This window comes from Pseudomonas sp. LBUM920 (assembly GCF_003852315.1).
Taxonomy (GTDB): Bacteria; Pseudomonadota; Gammaproteobacteria; order Pseudomonadales; family Pseudomonadaceae; genus Aquipseudomonas.
In genome coordinates this window covers 3,910,524-3,925,200 of record NZ_CP027762.1, presented here as the reverse complement: position 1 = coordinate 3,925,200, position 14,677 = coordinate 3,910,524, and the positions used below count along the sequence as shown (strand labels likewise).

The 14,677-nt window shown below is 60.5% G+C and carries 16 protein-coding genes, 1 tRNA gene and 4 pseudogenes; 16 read left to right on the top strand and 5 right to left on the bottom strand.

The window, feature by feature from the left end:
* Window positions 1-29: 29 nt before the first annotated feature.
* Both C4J83_RS18170 and C4J83_RS18165 read left to right on the top strand, forming a co-directional pair.
* On the top strand, window positions 30-755 hold the full coding sequence (locus tag C4J83_RS18170; protein ID WP_124417836.1) for a response regulator transcription factor: 726 nt from the start codon (window positions 30-32) through the stop codon (window positions 753-755).
* Window positions 742-2,100, top strand: coding sequence for a sensor histidine kinase (locus tag C4J83_RS18165; protein ID WP_124418890.1), 1,359 nt, complete (start codon window positions 742-744; stop codon window positions 2,098-2,100). The genes C4J83_RS18170 and C4J83_RS18165 overlap by 14 nt, the downstream gene beginning before the upstream one ends.
* 7 nt (window positions 2,101-2,107) lie before the next feature.
* On the opposite strand, the gene C4J83_RS18160 is transcribed toward C4J83_RS18165, so the two are convergent.
* Complete coding sequence (locus C4J83_RS18160; protein WP_106579834.1) at window positions 2,108-2,623, bottom strand: DUF2062 domain-containing protein; 516 nt, start codon at window positions 2,621-2,623, stop codon at window positions 2,108-2,110.
* Window positions 2,624-2,758: 135 nt separating this feature from the next.
* On the opposite strand from C4J83_RS18160, the gene C4J83_RS18155 reads away from it, so the two are divergent.
* From C4J83_RS18155 to murB, 8 genes are all read left to right on the top strand, one after another.
* Window positions 2,759-4,984 (top strand): DNA internalization-related competence protein ComEC/Rec2, encoded by a 2,226-nt coding sequence (locus C4J83_RS18155; protein WP_124417835.1) that lies wholly within the window; start codon window positions 2,759-2,761, stop codon window positions 4,982-4,984.
* Between the two features lie 109 nt (window positions 4,985-5,093).
* Window positions 5,094-5,729, top strand: a complete 636-nt coding sequence (locus tag C4J83_RS18150; RefSeq protein WP_106579832.1) for a MotA/TolQ/ExbB proton channel family protein — start codon at window positions 5,094-5,096, stop codon at window positions 5,727-5,729.
* Complete coding sequence (locus C4J83_RS18145; protein WP_106579831.1) at window positions 5,726-6,154, top strand: ExbD/TolR family protein; 429 nt, start codon at window positions 5,726-5,728, stop codon at window positions 6,152-6,154. The genes C4J83_RS18150 and C4J83_RS18145 overlap by 4 nt, the downstream gene beginning before the upstream one ends.
* Window positions 6,154-7,164 carry a tetraacyldisaccharide 4'-kinase gene (gene lpxK / locus C4J83_RS18140; RefSeq protein WP_124417834.1) on the top strand — a complete coding sequence of 337 codons (1,011 nt, stop codon included), beginning with the start codon at window positions 6,154-6,156 and terminating at the stop codon, window positions 7,162-7,164. The genes C4J83_RS18145 and lpxK overlap by 1 nt, the downstream gene beginning before the upstream one ends.
* Window positions 7,165-7,188: 24 nt before the next feature.
* Window positions 7,189-7,374 carry a Trm112 family protein gene (locus C4J83_RS18135; protein WP_003174668.1) on the top strand — a complete coding sequence of 62 codons (186 nt, stop codon included), beginning with the start codon at window positions 7,189-7,191 and terminating at the stop codon, window positions 7,372-7,374.
* Complete coding sequence (gene kdsB, locus C4J83_RS18130; RefSeq protein ID WP_106579829.1) at window positions 7,371-8,135, top strand: 3-deoxy-manno-octulosonate cytidylyltransferase; 765 nt, start codon at window positions 7,371-7,373, stop codon at window positions 8,133-8,135. The genes C4J83_RS18135 and kdsB overlap by 4 nt, the downstream gene beginning before the upstream one ends.
* Window positions 8,135-8,599, top strand: a complete 465-nt coding sequence (locus C4J83_RS18125; RefSeq protein WP_124417833.1) for a low molecular weight protein-tyrosine-phosphatase — start codon at window positions 8,135-8,137, stop codon at window positions 8,597-8,599. The genes kdsB and C4J83_RS18125 overlap by 1 nt, the downstream gene beginning before the upstream one ends.
* Window positions 8,596-9,615 (top strand): UDP-N-acetylmuramate dehydrogenase, encoded by a 1,020-nt coding sequence (murB, locus tag C4J83_RS18120; RefSeq protein ID WP_124417832.1) that lies wholly within the window; start codon window positions 8,596-8,598, stop codon window positions 9,613-9,615. The genes C4J83_RS18125 and murB overlap by 4 nt, the downstream gene beginning before the upstream one ends.
* A 62-nt stretch (window positions 9,616-9,677) precedes the next feature.
* On the opposite strand, the gene C4J83_RS18115 is transcribed toward murB, so the two are convergent.
* Window positions 9,678-10,349 carry a Bax inhibitor-1/YccA family protein gene (locus C4J83_RS18115; protein ID WP_124417831.1) on the bottom strand — a complete coding sequence of 224 codons (672 nt, stop codon included), beginning with the start codon at window positions 10,347-10,349 and terminating at the stop codon, window positions 9,678-9,680.
* 152 nt (window positions 10,350-10,501) lie between these two features.
* Between C4J83_RS18115 and C4J83_RS18110 the strand changes: the two genes are divergently transcribed.
* Window positions 10,502-10,592 (top strand) — tRNA-Ser (locus C4J83_RS18110).
* 127 nt (window positions 10,593-10,719) lie between these two features.
* On the opposite strand, the pseudogene C4J83_RS18105 reads toward C4J83_RS18110, so the two are convergent.
* Together C4J83_RS18105 and C4J83_RS18095 are read right to left on the bottom strand one after the other, a co-directional pair.
* Window positions 10,720-11,016: pseudogene (locus C4J83_RS18105) on the bottom strand (site-specific integrase); the annotation flags it as partial.
* Window positions 11,017-11,204: 188 nt separating this feature from the next.
* A complete protein-coding gene (locus C4J83_RS18095) occupies window positions 11,205-11,453 on the bottom strand; it encodes a hypothetical protein (RefSeq protein WP_003215376.1) in 249 nt (82 codons plus the stop codon).
* A gap of 137 nt (window positions 11,454-11,590) precedes the next feature.
* On the opposite strand from C4J83_RS18095, the pseudogene C4J83_RS18090 reads away from it, so the two are divergent.
* The 4 genes and pseudogenes from C4J83_RS18090 to C4J83_RS18075 all read left to right on the top strand — a co-directional run.
* Window positions 11,591-12,031: pseudogene (locus tag C4J83_RS18090) on the top strand (tail fiber domain-containing protein); the annotation flags it as partial.
* A 71-nt stretch (window positions 12,032-12,102) separates the two neighbouring features.
* Window positions 12,103-12,298 (top strand): annotated as a pseudogene (locus C4J83_RS18085) (structural protein); the annotation flags it as partial.
* Window positions 12,299-12,601: 303 nt separating this feature from the next.
* A pseudogene (locus C4J83_RS18080) lies at window positions 12,602-12,838 on the top strand (glycoside hydrolase family 19 protein); the annotation flags it as partial.
* The gene (locus C4J83_RS18075; RefSeq protein ID WP_124417829.1) at window positions 12,835-13,350 is read left to right on the top strand and encodes a lysis system i-spanin subunit Rz; all 516 of its coding nucleotides are present in this window, start codon (window positions 12,835-12,837) and stop codon (window positions 13,348-13,350) included. The pseudogene C4J83_RS18080 and the gene C4J83_RS18075, both read left to right, overlap by 4 nt.
* 327 nt (window positions 13,351-13,677) lie before the next feature.
* On the opposite strand, the gene C4J83_RS18065 is transcribed toward C4J83_RS18075, so the two are convergent.
* On the bottom strand, window positions 13,678-14,358 hold the full coding sequence (locus C4J83_RS18065; RefSeq protein WP_124417828.1) for an SOS response-associated peptidase: 681 nt from the start codon (window positions 14,356-14,358) through the stop codon (window positions 13,678-13,680).
* An 83-nt stretch (window positions 14,359-14,441) separates the two neighbouring features.
* Between C4J83_RS18065 and C4J83_RS18060 the strand changes: the two genes are divergently transcribed.
* On the top strand, window positions 14,442-14,651 hold the full coding sequence (locus C4J83_RS18060; RefSeq protein ID WP_124417827.1) for a hypothetical protein: 210 nt from the start codon (window positions 14,442-14,444) through the stop codon (window positions 14,649-14,651).
* Window positions 14,652-14,677 lie beyond the last annotated feature (26 nt).

Below are 14,677 nucleotides of genomic sequence, written 5' to 3'. Positions count from 1 at the left end.
CAGCGATTGAGAATGACTTGCAGACGCTAATGACTCCCGCAGCTGGCTCACCCAGTATCCTGACAATCGAAGATGACCCTGTGCTGGGTGCTTATGTGCATGAGCATCTGGGCCGCTGTGGCTTCCAGGTGACCTGGTGCCAGAACGGCCAGCAAGGTCTGCAAATGGCCCGCGACCAGGCGTTCGACGTGGTGTTGATGGATATCCTGCTGCCCGGGATGGACGGGTTGTCGATCCTCACCCACCTGCGCCAGAGCCATGCAATCCCGGTGATCCTGATGTCGGCGCTGGGCGCAGAAGCCGACCGTATCAGTGGCTTTCGCCTCGGTGCGGACGACTATCTGCCCAAGCCGTTCAGCATGATCGAGCTGCGGGTGCGCATTGAAGCGATCTTGCGCCGCGTGGCCCTGGATCGGCGCCCGCTGCCCACGCCTCGGGCGGTGCGCGACGACACTCGCACGCTGCGCTTTGACGACGAGCTGTGCGATGTCTTTTATCAGGCGCACTGGGCCGGGCTGACCCGCAGCGAATACCGCCTGTTGGAAACCCTGCACCGCAATGCTGACGAAGTGCTCAGCAAAGCCTTCCTCTATCAGCATGTGTTGCAGCGCGGTTATGCGCCCCACGACCGCAGTCTGGACATGCACGTCAGCCAGATTCGCCGCAAGCTCAAGGCCATCGGCTACAGCGAGTGTGAAGTGCGCACGGTGTGGGGCAAGGGTTACGTACTGAGCGGCCATGATGAAGGGCTTTGAGCGGTTGCCGGGCAAGCATTCGTTATTCTGGAAACTGGCCTGCCTGCTGATCGCTTTCTGTTTGCTGATGATTTGGCTCAGTTGGTCCTGGGGCCGCTACATGGAAGAGCAGAATGCCTACGTGGCCGAGGAGTCGCGCGAGATTCTGCGGGGTTATGCCGCGGGCGCCGAACTGGCCTGGAGTACCCAGGGCAGGGCAGGCGTGGATGCCTGGTTAGCGCTTATGGCCAAGCGTGAGTCCACGTGGATCGGTGTAATCGGCAACGACTTGCAGTCTCTGAGCAGCACGCCACTGAGTGACAAGGAAAGCCAGCGCCTGACCTTTCTGCGCGGGTTGGAGTGGCCGGTCAGCCGGCATGTCAAAGGCCTGCCGTGGATGAAAATCCCGTTTCCGGTCGACCCAGGCGCGGGTTCACTGGTGATTGAACTGCCCCAGCGTTTCATGCCTGGGCGCTACCAGTTGTTTTGGCGCGTGGTGACCAATGGCGTGATTCCAGGCCTGTTTACGCTGTTGCTGTGTATTGGGCTTTACCGGCTTTTGATCATGCCCCTGAATCAATTGCGTGAGCAGGCCAATGCCTGGCGCGCCGATCAATTGAATACGCGCATGTCGCGCGAGGCTACCAGCCGTCAGGACGAGCTGGGTGAACTGGGCCGGGCCTTTGACCATATGTCCGAGCGCTTGCAGGGCACGGTGGTGTTGCAGCAACAACTGTTGCGGGACATGTCCCATGAGCTGCGCACACCGTTGAGCCGTTTGCGCGTGGCCTGCGACAGCGAACAGGATTTGACGCAGTTGCGTGAGCGCCTGGGCCGGGAAATCGATGCCATGCAGCGCCTGGTGGAAGACAGCCTGCAGCTGGCCTGGCTGGACAGCGAGCGCACGCCATTGCCCAATGAAGATATTCAACTTCCGGCCCTGTGGGACATGCTGAGGGAAAACGCCTGCTTTGAAAGTGACTGGCCGGCGTCGCGTTTACCTTGCCGGTTGCCCGCAGACTGCTGGGTACAGGGCAACCTGAACGCGCTGGCTCAGGCCCTGGAAAATATCCTGCGTAACGCCATTCGGCATTCGCCCCCGCACGGGCGGGTGCAGCTTGATGGCTGTCGAGACGCTGATTACTGGCATATCTGGCTGGAGGATCAGGGCGCCGGTATTGATGAGCGCGACCTGGAGCGAATTTTCGCGCCTTTCACACGCTTGGATGGGTCACGGCCCGGTGATGGCGGTTTCGGCCTGGGCCTGAGCATCGCCCGTAATGCCCTACAGCGTCAGGGCGGGCGTTTGTGGGCGGAAAATACCGGGCAAGGCCTGCGGGTCCATTTGCGTCTGTTGGCGCGTTAGCTTTTTTTCACGCGCGACGCTGCTTGCGCTTCTTCCACTGGTGCGCGACCCACCAACGCCAATAGCCCATGGTCAGGCAGTAGGCCAGCGCGCCCAACACCAGCCCCAAGACCACCGACCCCAACAGGAATGGCTGCCACAGCGTGCTCAACTGGCCGCTGATCCACTCCCAGGTGAGGTTGTCCGGCAGGCTGCGCGGCGGCACGTTCATCAGCCAGGCACCGGTCAGGTAAGTGCAGATAAACACCACCGGCATGGTGATCGGGTTGGTCAGCCACACCAGGCTGACGGCGATAGGCATATTGCCGCGCACCACAATCGCCAGGATCGCGGCCAGCAACATCTGCAGCGGAATCGGGATGAATGCCGCGAACAGGCCCACCGCCATGGCGCGCGCGACGGAGTGCCGGTTCAGGTGCCAGAGGTTGGGGTCATGCAGCAACGTGCCGAGAAATCGTAAAGACTTGTGTTCCCTGATACTCGTGGGATCGGGCATGTACCGTTTGAATAAGCGCCGGGGCATAAGGGGTCCAGGTCAGTTCGAGGGGCAAGTATGCCCGCATTCTATAAACAGAAAATTCAGACTTTGTGACAAAACATCATCGGCAGCGCTGGGCGAGCGACTAAGACTGAGTGGATCACTTGCAAAGGATGATTCATGAAAATCGGCATGTTTGCGCTCGGACTTGGCCTGCTTTCGTTGCGACTTTTGCCCGCACTGCCGCCTACCGGATGGTTACTGGCCATTTGTGTGATTGCATTGATGTTGTTGCCTTTTCGCACCTACCCGGTGGCCTTTTTCCTCTTCGGATTGGGCTGGGCGTGCCTGAGCGCGCAGTGGGCGCTGGACGACCGTCTGAAGCCGGCGCTGGATGGCCAGACGCGCTGGGTAGAAGGCCGCGTGACCGGGTTGGCGCAGCAGACGAGCACCGGCGTACGGTTTGAACTGACCGACAGTCGGTCACGCACAGCCCGCTTACCCAAGCGCATTCGGGTGTCCTGGCACGGTGGCCCGCCAGTCAACAGCGGTGAGCGTTGGCGCCTGGCGATCACGTTGAAGCGGCCAACGGGGCTGCTCAACTTTCACGGTTTTGACCACGAAGCCTGGCTCCTGGCCCAACGTATCGGGGCCACGGGATCGGTCAAGGACGGCCAGCGCCTGGCGCCAGCCCGCAATGCCTGGCGCGATGCTGTCCGGCAACGCTTGGCGGCGGTGGACGCCCAAGGGCGCGAGGCGGGTTTGGCGGCGTTGGTATTGGGCGATGGCTCTGGGCTGGCTGCCAGCGACTGGCAGGTATTGCAGGACACCGGAACCGTGCACCTGCTGGTGATTTCCGGCCAGCACATCGGCTTGCTGGCGGGGTTGATCTACGGTCTGGTGGCCGGGCTCGCCCGCCACGGCTGTTGGCCTCGAGCCTTGCCGTGGCTGCCATGGGCGTGTGGCCTGGCGTTTGCCGCCGCGCTGGGATACGGCCTGTTGGCTGGGTCTGGTGTGCCGGTACAACGGGCCTGTGTGATGGTTGGCCTGGTATTGCTGTGGCGTTTGCGCTTCCGGCATTTGGGGATCTGGTGGCCGCTGTTGTTGGCGCTCGACGCTGTGCTGGTGCTGGAACCGTTGGCGAGTTTGCAGCCGGGGTTCTGGTTGTCGTTCGCGGCCGTCGCGGTGCTGGTACTGGCCTTCAGCGGGCGCTTGGGTCCATGGAGTCTTTGGCACGCATGGACGCGTCCACAGTGGTTGATTGCCATCGGTTTATTTCCGTTACTGCTGGTGCTGGGCCTGCCTGTAAGCCTGAGCGCGCCAGTGGCGAATCTGTTTGCCGTGCCATGGATCAGCCTGGTGGTATTGCCATTGGCGCTGCTGGGGACTGCGCTGCTGGCGATTCCGTTTGTGGTTGAAAGCTTGCTGTGGCTGGCCGGCGGCGCACTCGATGGGCTTTTCAGGGCCCTGACGCTGCTGGCGAGCCAGCAGCCGGCCTGGATACCGGCCGAGGTGCCCCTGGTGTATTGGTGGGTAAGCCTGGCGGGCGCGGTGTTGTTGCTGCTGCCCCAAGGCCTGCCGTTTCGGCTGCTGGGCTGGCCAATGCTGCTGCTGGCGGTCTTTCCACCCAGGCAGCCCGTGCCTGTTGGGCAGGTTGAAGTGGTGCAGTTGGATGTCGGCCAGGGACAGGCGCTGGTCCTGCGCACGCGTCATCACACCTTGCTTTACGATGCGGGGCCGCGTTCCGGCGAGTTTGATCTTGGCGCGCGTGTGGTGCTGCCCGCGTTGAAAAAGCTCGGGGTCGAGACCTTGGACCTGTTGGTGATCAGCCATGCTCACGCGGACCACGCGGGCGGTGCGGCAGCAGTTGCCCAAGGGCTTGCAGTCCAGCGGGTAATCGGAGGAGAAACCCAAGGCTTGCCGGCATTGCTCGATGCCCAACCCTGTGTCAGTGGCGAGCAATGGGAGTGGGACGGTGTGGCGTTTGAACTGTGGCAGTGGCCTGGCGCCACTAGCAGCAATCCGAAATCCTGTGTATTGGGTGTAAGCGCCAACGGCGAACGCCTGCTGTTGACCGGCGATATTGACCGCGCTGCCGAAAGGGCCTTCCTCGCGTCCCCCCTGGCGGTACGGACCGATTGGCTGCAGGCGCCGCATCATGGCAGTCGCAGTTCTTCATCCTCGCCCTTGCTGGAACAACTTGCGCCCAAATCGGTCCTGATCTCACGGGGGCGTGGCAACGCGTTCGGTCATCCGCACCCGCAAGTGCTGGCGCGTTATCAGGCGTTGGGCAGTCGCGTGTACGACAGCGCCGAGCAAGGCGCCGTGCGGGTGCAATTGGGCGCCTTTCAACCACCTGATGTTGCTCGCAGTCAACGCCGCTTCTGGCGTGACGCGTTACCCTAAACCCACATCGCCCAGGGCCCAGGCCCGCGACGGGCGGGCCGGTGGCTGACGAGCCACGCTGACGAACCTATATGGTAAAGTGGCGCACTTTTTCGAGGGGACATTCACTGTGTGGGAATTGGTCAAATCCGGCGGCTGGATGATGTTGCCGATCATCTTGAGCTCCATCGCCGCACTCGGCATCGTCGCCGAACGCCTGTGGACCCTGCGTGCCAGCCGCATCACGCCCGAGCATTTGCTGGGGCAGGTGTGGGGCTGGATCAAAAACAAGCAACTGGATAAAGACAAACTCAAGGAATTGCGCGCCAACTCCCCTCTGGGTGAAATCCTGGCTGCCGGCCTTGCCAACTCCAAACATGGTCGCGAGATCATGAAAGAGTGCATTGAGGAAGCCGCCGCCCGGGTCATCCACGAGATGGAGCGCTATATCAATGCGCTCGGCACCATCGCGGCCATGGCGCCATTGCTCGGCCTGCTGGGGACGGTGTTGGGCATGATTGATATTTTCAGCTCGTTCATGGGCTCAGGCATGACCACCAATGCCGCGGTATTGGCAGGCGGTATCTCCAAGGCCTTGATTACAACGGCTGCGGGTCTGATGGTCGGTATTCCTTCGGTGTTTTTCCACCGTTTCCTGCAACGCCGCATCGATGAACTCGTCGTCGGTATGGAGCAGGAAGCGATCAAACTGGTGGAAGTGGTGCAGGGCGATCGTGATGTCGATTTCGTCGAGGGCCGGGTGTGAAATTTCGCCGCAAGCAACGGGAAAACGTTGATATCAACCTCGCGTCGCTGATTGACGTGGTGTTCATCCTGCTGCTGTTCTTCGTCGTCACCACCACGTTCACCCGGCAAACCCAGCTGCGTGTCGACTTGCCGGAAGCGGTGAGCGGCTCGCCGGCCGAGGACCAGGATGCCAAGCAATTGGATATTGCCATCAGCGCCGACGGGGTGTTTTCGGTGAATAACCAATTGCTTGAGAAAAATGACCTCACCAGCCTGATGGACGCCTTGCAGAAAGAATCCGGCGGCGATACAAACATGCCACTTTCGATCAGTGCAGACGGCAAAACCCAGCATCAAGCCGTGATCACCGCGATGGATGCTGCCGGCAAGCTCGGCTTCACGCATCTGCGCATGACCACCGTAGAGGCGGCGGCCCAACCCTGATGACCATGTCCGATCGTTTGCTCAAGGCCTGGTACGAAGGCCACCCGGCACTCACGCTGCTGCGGCCGCTGGAGTCTTTGTATCGCCGCGTGGTGCAGCGCAAACGTGCGCGTTTTCTCGCGGGCGAGGGCGCGATCTATCAATCGCCGGTACCGGTGGTGGTGGTCGGTAATATCACTGTGGGCGGCACGGGTAAAACGCCGCTGATTCTGTGGCTTATCGATCACTGCCGGCGCAGTGGTTTGCGGGTAGGGGTGGTCAGTCGCGGTTACGGGGCCAAACCGCCGCAGTTGCCGTGGCGGGTCGAGGCGAGCCAAAGCCCTGAAGTGGCCGGTGACGAGCCGTTGCTGATCGTGCAGCGCAGCGGCGTCCCGCTGATGATTGACCCAGACCGCAGTCGCGCGGTGAAAGCGCTGCTGGCCAGCGAGCCTCTTGACCTGATTCTTTCCGACGACGGCCTGCAGCACTACCGCCTGGCCCGAGACCTTGAACTGGTCTTGATCGACGCTACCCGTGGCCTCGGCAACCGCCGTTGCTTGCCGGCCGGGCCCTTGCGTGAGCCGGTCGAGCGTCTGCAGAGTGTCGACGCGCTGCTCTATAACGGTGCCGCGTCCGATCGCGAGGATGGCTTCGCCTTCCGTCTGCAACCCACAGCGCTGATCAATTTGAAAACCGGTGAGCGCCAGCCCGCCGATTATTTTCCGGTGGGCCAGCAGGTCCATGCGGTCGCGGGTATTGGCAACCCGCAGCGTTTCTTCACTACCCTTGAAACGCTACACTGGCTGCCGATACCGCATGCGTTTGCCGACCACGCGCCCTACAGCGCCGATGTCTTGAATTTTACGCCGGCATTGCCGCTGGTCATGACCGAAAAGGACGCGGTGAAGTGCCGCGCCTTTGCCCGTCCCGACTGGTGGTACCTTGCAGTGGATGCGCTGCCGTCACCGGCGTTTGTCGCCTGGTTCGACACGCAACTGATGCGCTTGCTGCCCGCCCGACTCTTGCCTTAAATCGCTTTTACCCAGGAAACGCTCATGGACACCAAACTGCTCGACATCCTCGCTTGCCCGATCTGCAAAGGCCCGCTCAAGCTAAGCGCCGACAAAACCGAGCTGATCAGCAAAGGCGCCGGCCTGGCTTACCCGATCCGCGATGGCATCCCGGTGATGCTGGAGAGTGAAGCCCGTACCCTGACCACCGATGAGCGTCTGGATAAATGACCACCGCCTTTACCGTTGTCATTCCTTCGCGCTACGCATCGACCCGCTTGCCGGGTAAGCCGCTGCAATTGATCGGCAACAAGCCGATGATCCAGTTGGTGTGGGAGCAGGCCTGCAAAAGCAGCGCCGAACGGGTCGTGGTGGCCACCGATGACCCGCGCATCATCGAGGCCTGCAAAGGTTTTGGCGCTGAAGCGGTGTTGACCCGCGAAGACCACAATTCCGGCACCGACCGCCTGGCCGAAGTCGCCACACAGCTCGGCTTGGCGGCGGATGCAATTGTAGTCAACGTGCAGGGCGACGAGCCATTGATCCCGCCGAGTGTGATCGATCAGGTCGCCGCCAACCTGGCTGCCCATGGCGAAGCGCGCATGGCGACCCTGGCCGAGCCTATTGAAGACATCGACACCCTGTTCAACCCGAACGTGGTCAAGGTGGTCAGCGACATCAATGGACTGGCGCTGACCTTCAGCCGCTCGACCCTGCCCTGGGCGCGCGATGCGTTTGCCAAGCGCCGCGACGTCTTGCCGGAGGGCGTGCCTTACCGCCGCCACATCGGTATCTATGCCTATCGCGCAGGTTTCCTGCATGACTTTGTCAGCTGGGGCCCGTGCTGGTTGGAAAACACCGAATCTCTGGAGCAACTGCGTGCCTTGTGGCATGGCGTGCGTATCCATGTAGGCGACGCGCTGGAAGCACCGCCGGCCGGTGTCGATACTCACGAAGACCTTGAGCGCGTCCGGCGCCTGCTGGGGGCCTGATGGAGGTTCTGTTTGTCTGCCTGGGCAACATCTGTCGTTCGCCCACCGCCGAGGGCGTATTGCGCCATAAACTGCGCGAAGCGGGCTTGGCAGGCCAGGTCGAAGTGGCGTCTGCGAGCACCGGTGAATGGCATGTCGGCAACCCGCCGGACCAGCGTAGCCAGCGTGCGGCGTTGCTGCGCGGGTATGATCTGTCGGCTCAGCGTGCCCAACAGGTCTCGCGTGCCGACTTCGCGCGTTATGACCTGATTCTGGCCATGGACCACAGCAACCTGCGCAACCTCAAGGCGCTGCACCCCGGGCAGGGTAAAGCAGAGCTGGACTTGTTCCTGCGCCGTTTTGAGTCTGAAGTGGACGAGGTGCCAGACCCTTACTACGAAGGTGAACAAGGCTTTGAACGGGTTCTTGACCTGATCGAGCGCGCCTGTGATTTATTGGTGATCGAATTGAAGGGGCGGTTATGACCTTGCACGTGCTTGCGCAGGTATCGCTCAAGCCATTCAACAGCTTTGGCATCGACGTACGCGCCCAATTGTTTGCCGAGGCCCATAGTGACGCCGATGTCCGCGAGGCCCTGGCTTATGCGACTGCGCACGCAGTGCCGCTGCTGGTGATCGGTGGCGGCAGCAACTTATTGCTGACCCAGGACATTCAAGCGTTGGTGTTACGCATGGCGACCCAAGGCATTCGCGTGTTGCAGGATGATGGGCAGCAGGTGGTGGTCGAGGCCGAAGCGGGCGAAGCGTGGCACCCGTTTGTACTGTGGACCCTGGAGCACGGTTTCTGCGGTCTGGAAAACCTCAGCCTGATCCCCGGCACTGTCGGTGCCGCGCCGATGCAGAACATTGGTGCCTATGGTGTAGAGATCAAGGATGTGTTTGCCGGCCTGACTGCTCTGGACCGCCAAACGGGCGAGCTGCGCGACTTCAGCCTGCAAGAGTGCAACTTCGCTTACCGCGACAGCCTGTTCAAACACGAAACCGGGCGCTGGTTGATTCTGCGCGTGCGTTTTGCCTTGAGTCGCACCAGTCACCTGAAGCTCGACTACGGCCCGGTGCAGCAACGCCTGGCCGGGCAGGGGATCACCGAGGCGACGCCCAGCGACGTCAGCCGCGCAATCTGCAGCATCCGCCGCGAAAAACTGCCGGACCCGGCGGAGCTGGGTAATGCCGGGAGCTTTTTCAAGAACCCGCTGGTGTCTCAAGCGCTTGCCGCAGAGCTACAGGCGCTGTATCCGGACCTGGTGGCTTACCCGCAGCCTGACGGGCAGATGAAACTCGCGGCCGGCTGGCTGATCGATAAGGCCGGCTGGAAGGGCTTTCGTGATGGCGATGCGGGCGTGCATAAGATGCAAGCACTGGTGCTGGTCAACTATGGTGCGGCGACAGGGCACGATATTGCCGACCTGGCGCTGCGTATCCAGCAGGACATTGCTGAACGCTTCAAGGTTGAGCTGGAAATGGAACCTAATCGGTATTGAACCGTTAGAAACAAAAAAGCCCCGCATCTTTCGATGCGGGGCATTTTTTATGGCGCTAGCAATCAGTCATCACGGCCCATGATGCCGAAGATCTGCAACAGGCTGATGAACAGGTTGTAGATCGATACATACAGGCTGATGGTCGCCATGATGTAGTTGCGCTCACCGCCGTGGATGATGGCGCTGGTCTGGAACAGGATGCAAACAGAGGAGAACAGCACAAACCCTGCGCTGATCGCCAACTGCAGGCCGCTGATCTGGAAGAACATGCCTGCGACCACTGCTGCCAGCAACACGAAGAAGCCAGCGGTGATGAAACCGCCCAGGAAACTCATGTCCTTGCGGCTGATCAGCACGTAGGCCGACAGACCACCAAAGACCAGGGCCGTCATGGCAAACGCCGAGCTGACCACTTCCGCGCCGCCGGCCATGCCGAGGTAACGGTTGAGGATCGGGCCGAGGATAAAGCCCATGAAACCCGTCAAGGCAAACGCCGACACCAGACCCCAGGCCGAGTTACGCAGCTTGTTGGTCAGGAAAAACAGACCGTAGAAACCGATCAATACGACAAAGATATTCGGGTAGCCAACGCGCATTTGCTGCGCTACATACGCCATTACGCCGCTGAATGCGAGGGTAAGGGCGAGCAAGCCGTACGTATTGCGCAACACGCGGCTGACTTCAAGCTGCTCAGCCTGCGCGTTACCATTCACTGCGTAATTCTGTTCGCGCATGGCGACACTCCTTCAGTTTTGAAACGTTCAGTCGCAAAGATCATAACAGACGCTCTGTAACAAGCGATGCCGAGAGTTTGACAGTGTGTTTCATTCGGGTATTATGGCGCCCGCTGACACGGGAAGGGCTACTATAATCCTGTGATGCAAAAGGGAAATTGGCAGAGTGGTTGAATGCACCGGTCTTGAAAACCGGCGAACGTTAATAGCGTTCCCAGGGTTCGAATCCCTGGTTTCCCGCCAAGATTTACACAAAAGCCTCGCGAAAGCGGGGCTTTTGCGTTTCTGGGGTTTGGTGTCGCCGCCATCTTAACGGCTGATCGTTTCCGCATCATTTCAGGCAGTTTCCGCAACTTGTTGCAAATTGCGGTCACCGAGTTGGCTTCACGATCTCTCCGACACGTCGATAAACTGTTTCGGTTATCCGCTTGTCCGTGTGTCCCAACAGTCGGCTTGCATCCCCCAGGTCGAGGATCTCGCTTGCCGCTTTCGGCCGAATATCACGGAATTGGAATTGGCGAATGCTGGCCGCCAACACCCCGTCGCCTTTCTCTTTGGCGGTTGCGATAGCCTTGTCGCGTGCGTCGTCGAAGCGAAGGCGAAGCATGTGCTTGGTAACCTGCCGGCCATCCTCGGTGATGATCAGATATGGATTTCGGACACCGCGTGTTGACGCGGCTCACTACCGGTCGACGCGAGCGGGTCAGCACATATTTCCAGCCGTTTCGATTGAGCCATGCGATCTGGCCTGACGGGATCATGTAGCCAGTGATTGCCGCGATCTCTTCCTCGGCAAGGGTTTCGCTTTGAATTTCCATAGTGGTGTCCTTGCCGCGCTGGGCGGCAGAAGGTGGGTTAGGAGGGGAGCAGGCCTTTGGCCTTCGCTTCTGCCAGGCACTGCGCTCGGAACTGCCGAGCGGACTCCGTGGCCTGCTGCTTCGTGGATGCCTTCCAGGTCGGACCGATTTGCACAAACTTCCCGCGTAGCTTTCCGCACCAGTGATTGACGAAGTTGCCGTTTTCGATCTGGCTGATGATTCCAGCGGTGGCTTTCGGCGCTGTCGCGTAATCGACCAGTTTTTGTTCGTACGTTAATTCGGGCATAGGAATACCTCGCCCGCCGCTCACCGGCAGGCATGTAGGGGGATTGGGGTTAGTAGAACGGCGCATCGGGTGTGGCAGTAGGTACGTTGGCTGTATCCAACGAGGTCTCGGTAGAGCTTCCGGTTCGTGGAATTCGTTGCCGCACCGGTGTGAGCGGGGCTTATAAAGCGCAGTCCTATAATTTCAACTGGACTGGCTCCAACGTCGACGTGTACATCGGCGCAACGTACGTGGGCACCATGACACTGTTCGGCTCTGACTACCGATTCAAGAAATACATCAAGGACGCGCCGAAGACATCTTACCTGGACCGTGTCGACGCTTACCGGATCGTCACCTACCAGCGCAAAGCGTTTGGTGATGTCTTCAAAGGGGATGACGTCGTTTACCAAGGCCTGATCGCGCACGAGGCACAGGCGGTTAATCCGCTTGCCGTTACCGGCGAAAAAGATGGGATTGGCGACGACGGCCAACCCCGCGTCCAGCAACTCGAACCGATGGCGCTGATCACGGACTTGATGGGAGCCGTCAAAGAATTGCGTGCAGAGCTCGCTGCGTTGAAGGGTGCACAGGCTTAGGCAGAGCCCGCCCACCCCAAACAAGCACACCGATACCGCCTTGAGCGGTTTTTTTCGCCTGGAGAAAAGCTATGCCGATCACTGAAACCCGCGGCGTTCGCAACCGCAACCCCGGCAACATCGACTACAACCCAGCCAACCAGTGGCAATGCCAGCTCAAGCCCGATCCGCAGATTGAGAAGCGGTTCGCCCGGTTCGATACGCCCGAGAATGGCATCCGTGCCCTGGTTACTAACCTACCAACGAAAGCATGGGCTGGAGACGATCATCAGGGGTGCAAGGCTGGCTGGAGGCGGGTTTTTATCCTGCGAAGAAATATCGAGCCGGCTTTGACGCCATAACGCTCAACGGTTCTATAGGCCAGATAACAGAAGACGAGAAGCGAGGGGGGTGGTCAGCGGCAGGGCCACACTGGGCTGTACCGAGATCATGGACACTACTGAGTAAATGTATTCCCACAGCCAGTTGTGGAACAAATAAACCGAATAGGTCAGGTCAGAAAGCAGTCTCAACACTTTGCTGTCCGCCAGCAACTCGCGGCAGAAGAACGACACCAGAAAGATTCCCACCGCCAACTACGCCGCGTGCGGTGAAGCACTGGGCCTGGATCTGATCAACAAGCCGGAACTGCTCGAGCTGCCCCAGCACGCGGCGATGTCTGCGGCCTGGTTTTGGTCCACCAAGGGGCTCAACACGCTGGCGGATCAGGGTGAATTCACGAAGATCACCCGCCGCATTAACGGTGGGCTCAACGGCCTGGAAGATCGCTTGCAATTGTGGGAGCGGGCGAAAAAGGTGCTGGCATGACGCCGGTGCAGAAGCTGGCGAGTCTGGCGCTGCTGATTCTGATGCTGATGGCCGGCGCCGCGGGCGTGACCTGGCAGGTGCAGGACTGGCGCATGGGAGAGAAGCTCGCCGAGCAGGCCGGCCTGCACAAGGACGATTTGGCCGCGATCAGCAATGCCGCAGCGGCCCAGGCCCGAGCAGAACAGGAAAAGCGCCTGGCCATCGAGAAAGAACTCGCCACCCAGGACCAACAACACACTCGAGAACTATCCGATGCCCAACGCAACCAGGCTCTTTTGCGCGATCGCCTTGCCACTGCTGATGTGCGGCTGTCAGTCCTCCTTGCCGACGATCCAGCCAGTGGCTGCAACGTGCCTACCGCCGCCAGCGCCGTCGGCGTGGTTCATGCAGCCCGTCGAGCCCAACTTGACCCAGCGCATGCGCAACGAATTATCGCCATCACCGACGATGGGGATAACGGATTGATAGCGCTGCGTGCGTGCCAGGCGTATGTCAGAGCTATCACGCACTGAACTTCGCTTAACATCGAAAAGGTGGCAGACGCGGCCGCGGCCGGGGAGGGCCGCACCTATGAAAAAACTATTCGGCGTCGCTGTTCTGCTCGCCCTTGGCGGGTGCGCAAACCATCCCATTGGATTGCGCAATTGGCATCATCGCCTGGGATGACTGTTTGCCGGGGACCAAAGGATATGAGGTGCGGCAGCAAAGCCTGAAGAATCTCTCAGCAGCCCGAGCGGAAAAGAGCGCAACTGACGATGCCCTGTGCCAGTCCTATCGAGCCAAGCCAGGGACAGACGCTTACATCAATTGCAGGGTACAGCGGGACAAGTAGGCGCTTCCTACACTGCGGGCCTTATCAATTCTGGCCCTTTGTTCCGCACGTTCCCCACGGCCGTATCGACTTTGAACCACTCGAAGACTTCTGACGGCTCTCCCTGATGCAGCACCATCTGATCGGCGCGCTCCTTGGGCGTGGCCGGGTCAAGCCATTCACGAGCCAGGTCGGGCGTCAACACCACCGGCCGCCGGTCGTGGATGTCCACCATGCCCCCAGCGCTGTCGGCGGTGATGATCACGAACCCGTCGTGCTCGCTTGGGCCTTCATCAGCGTCGGGCAGCTGGCCGATGGCAGCGCAGAAGATGGGAGCGCCATCGCGCCGCCGGATTAGGTAGGGCTGCTTCTTCGGTCCGCCTTCGTCCACCCACTCAAACCAGTTGTCGACCGGCGTGATGGCGCGATGCGGCCAGATCGCCCGGAAGAACGGGCCGTGGGCCACCTTCTCAACACGGGCATTGATCGGCGCGGCGCGGTCCTTGGCCCAGTGCGGCCGCCATCCCCAGCGCACCAGGTCGGCGTGCAGCAGGTCACCCTGCAGGTGGAGCAGGGCGACTTGGGATGTCGGGGCGACGTTGTAGCGTTCGAGCGGCAATTCGCCGACGGAGTTCGCCAGGGCATTAGGCATGTTCAACGCTGCCACGAAGTCGTGAATCCCCCGGTACTGTGTAAGTCTTCCGCACATGATGCTCTCCGCTTGTCGGACCTGCTGAACACCTGGGCGCTGGCCAATCTCTACACTGTAGACACTGACCTCGAGTATTCGTCATGACGATCAACATTGAGCAAGTCAACGCGATGGAGGCGTGGTCCGCCTTGCGCACTGATCCTGAATTCATCTCAGCCACTCCAGAGGATCGCTACGAAACGCGGCTCTCACTGGCTGATGATCTGCAACAGAAAGGCCTTATCGACAGCGGCGAGTGGCGTGAGCTGGTAGAGCAAGCGCAGGCCGCGTATGTAGACGAGCTGGGCTGACGCGCCTGCTGCCAGATATTTCTCAG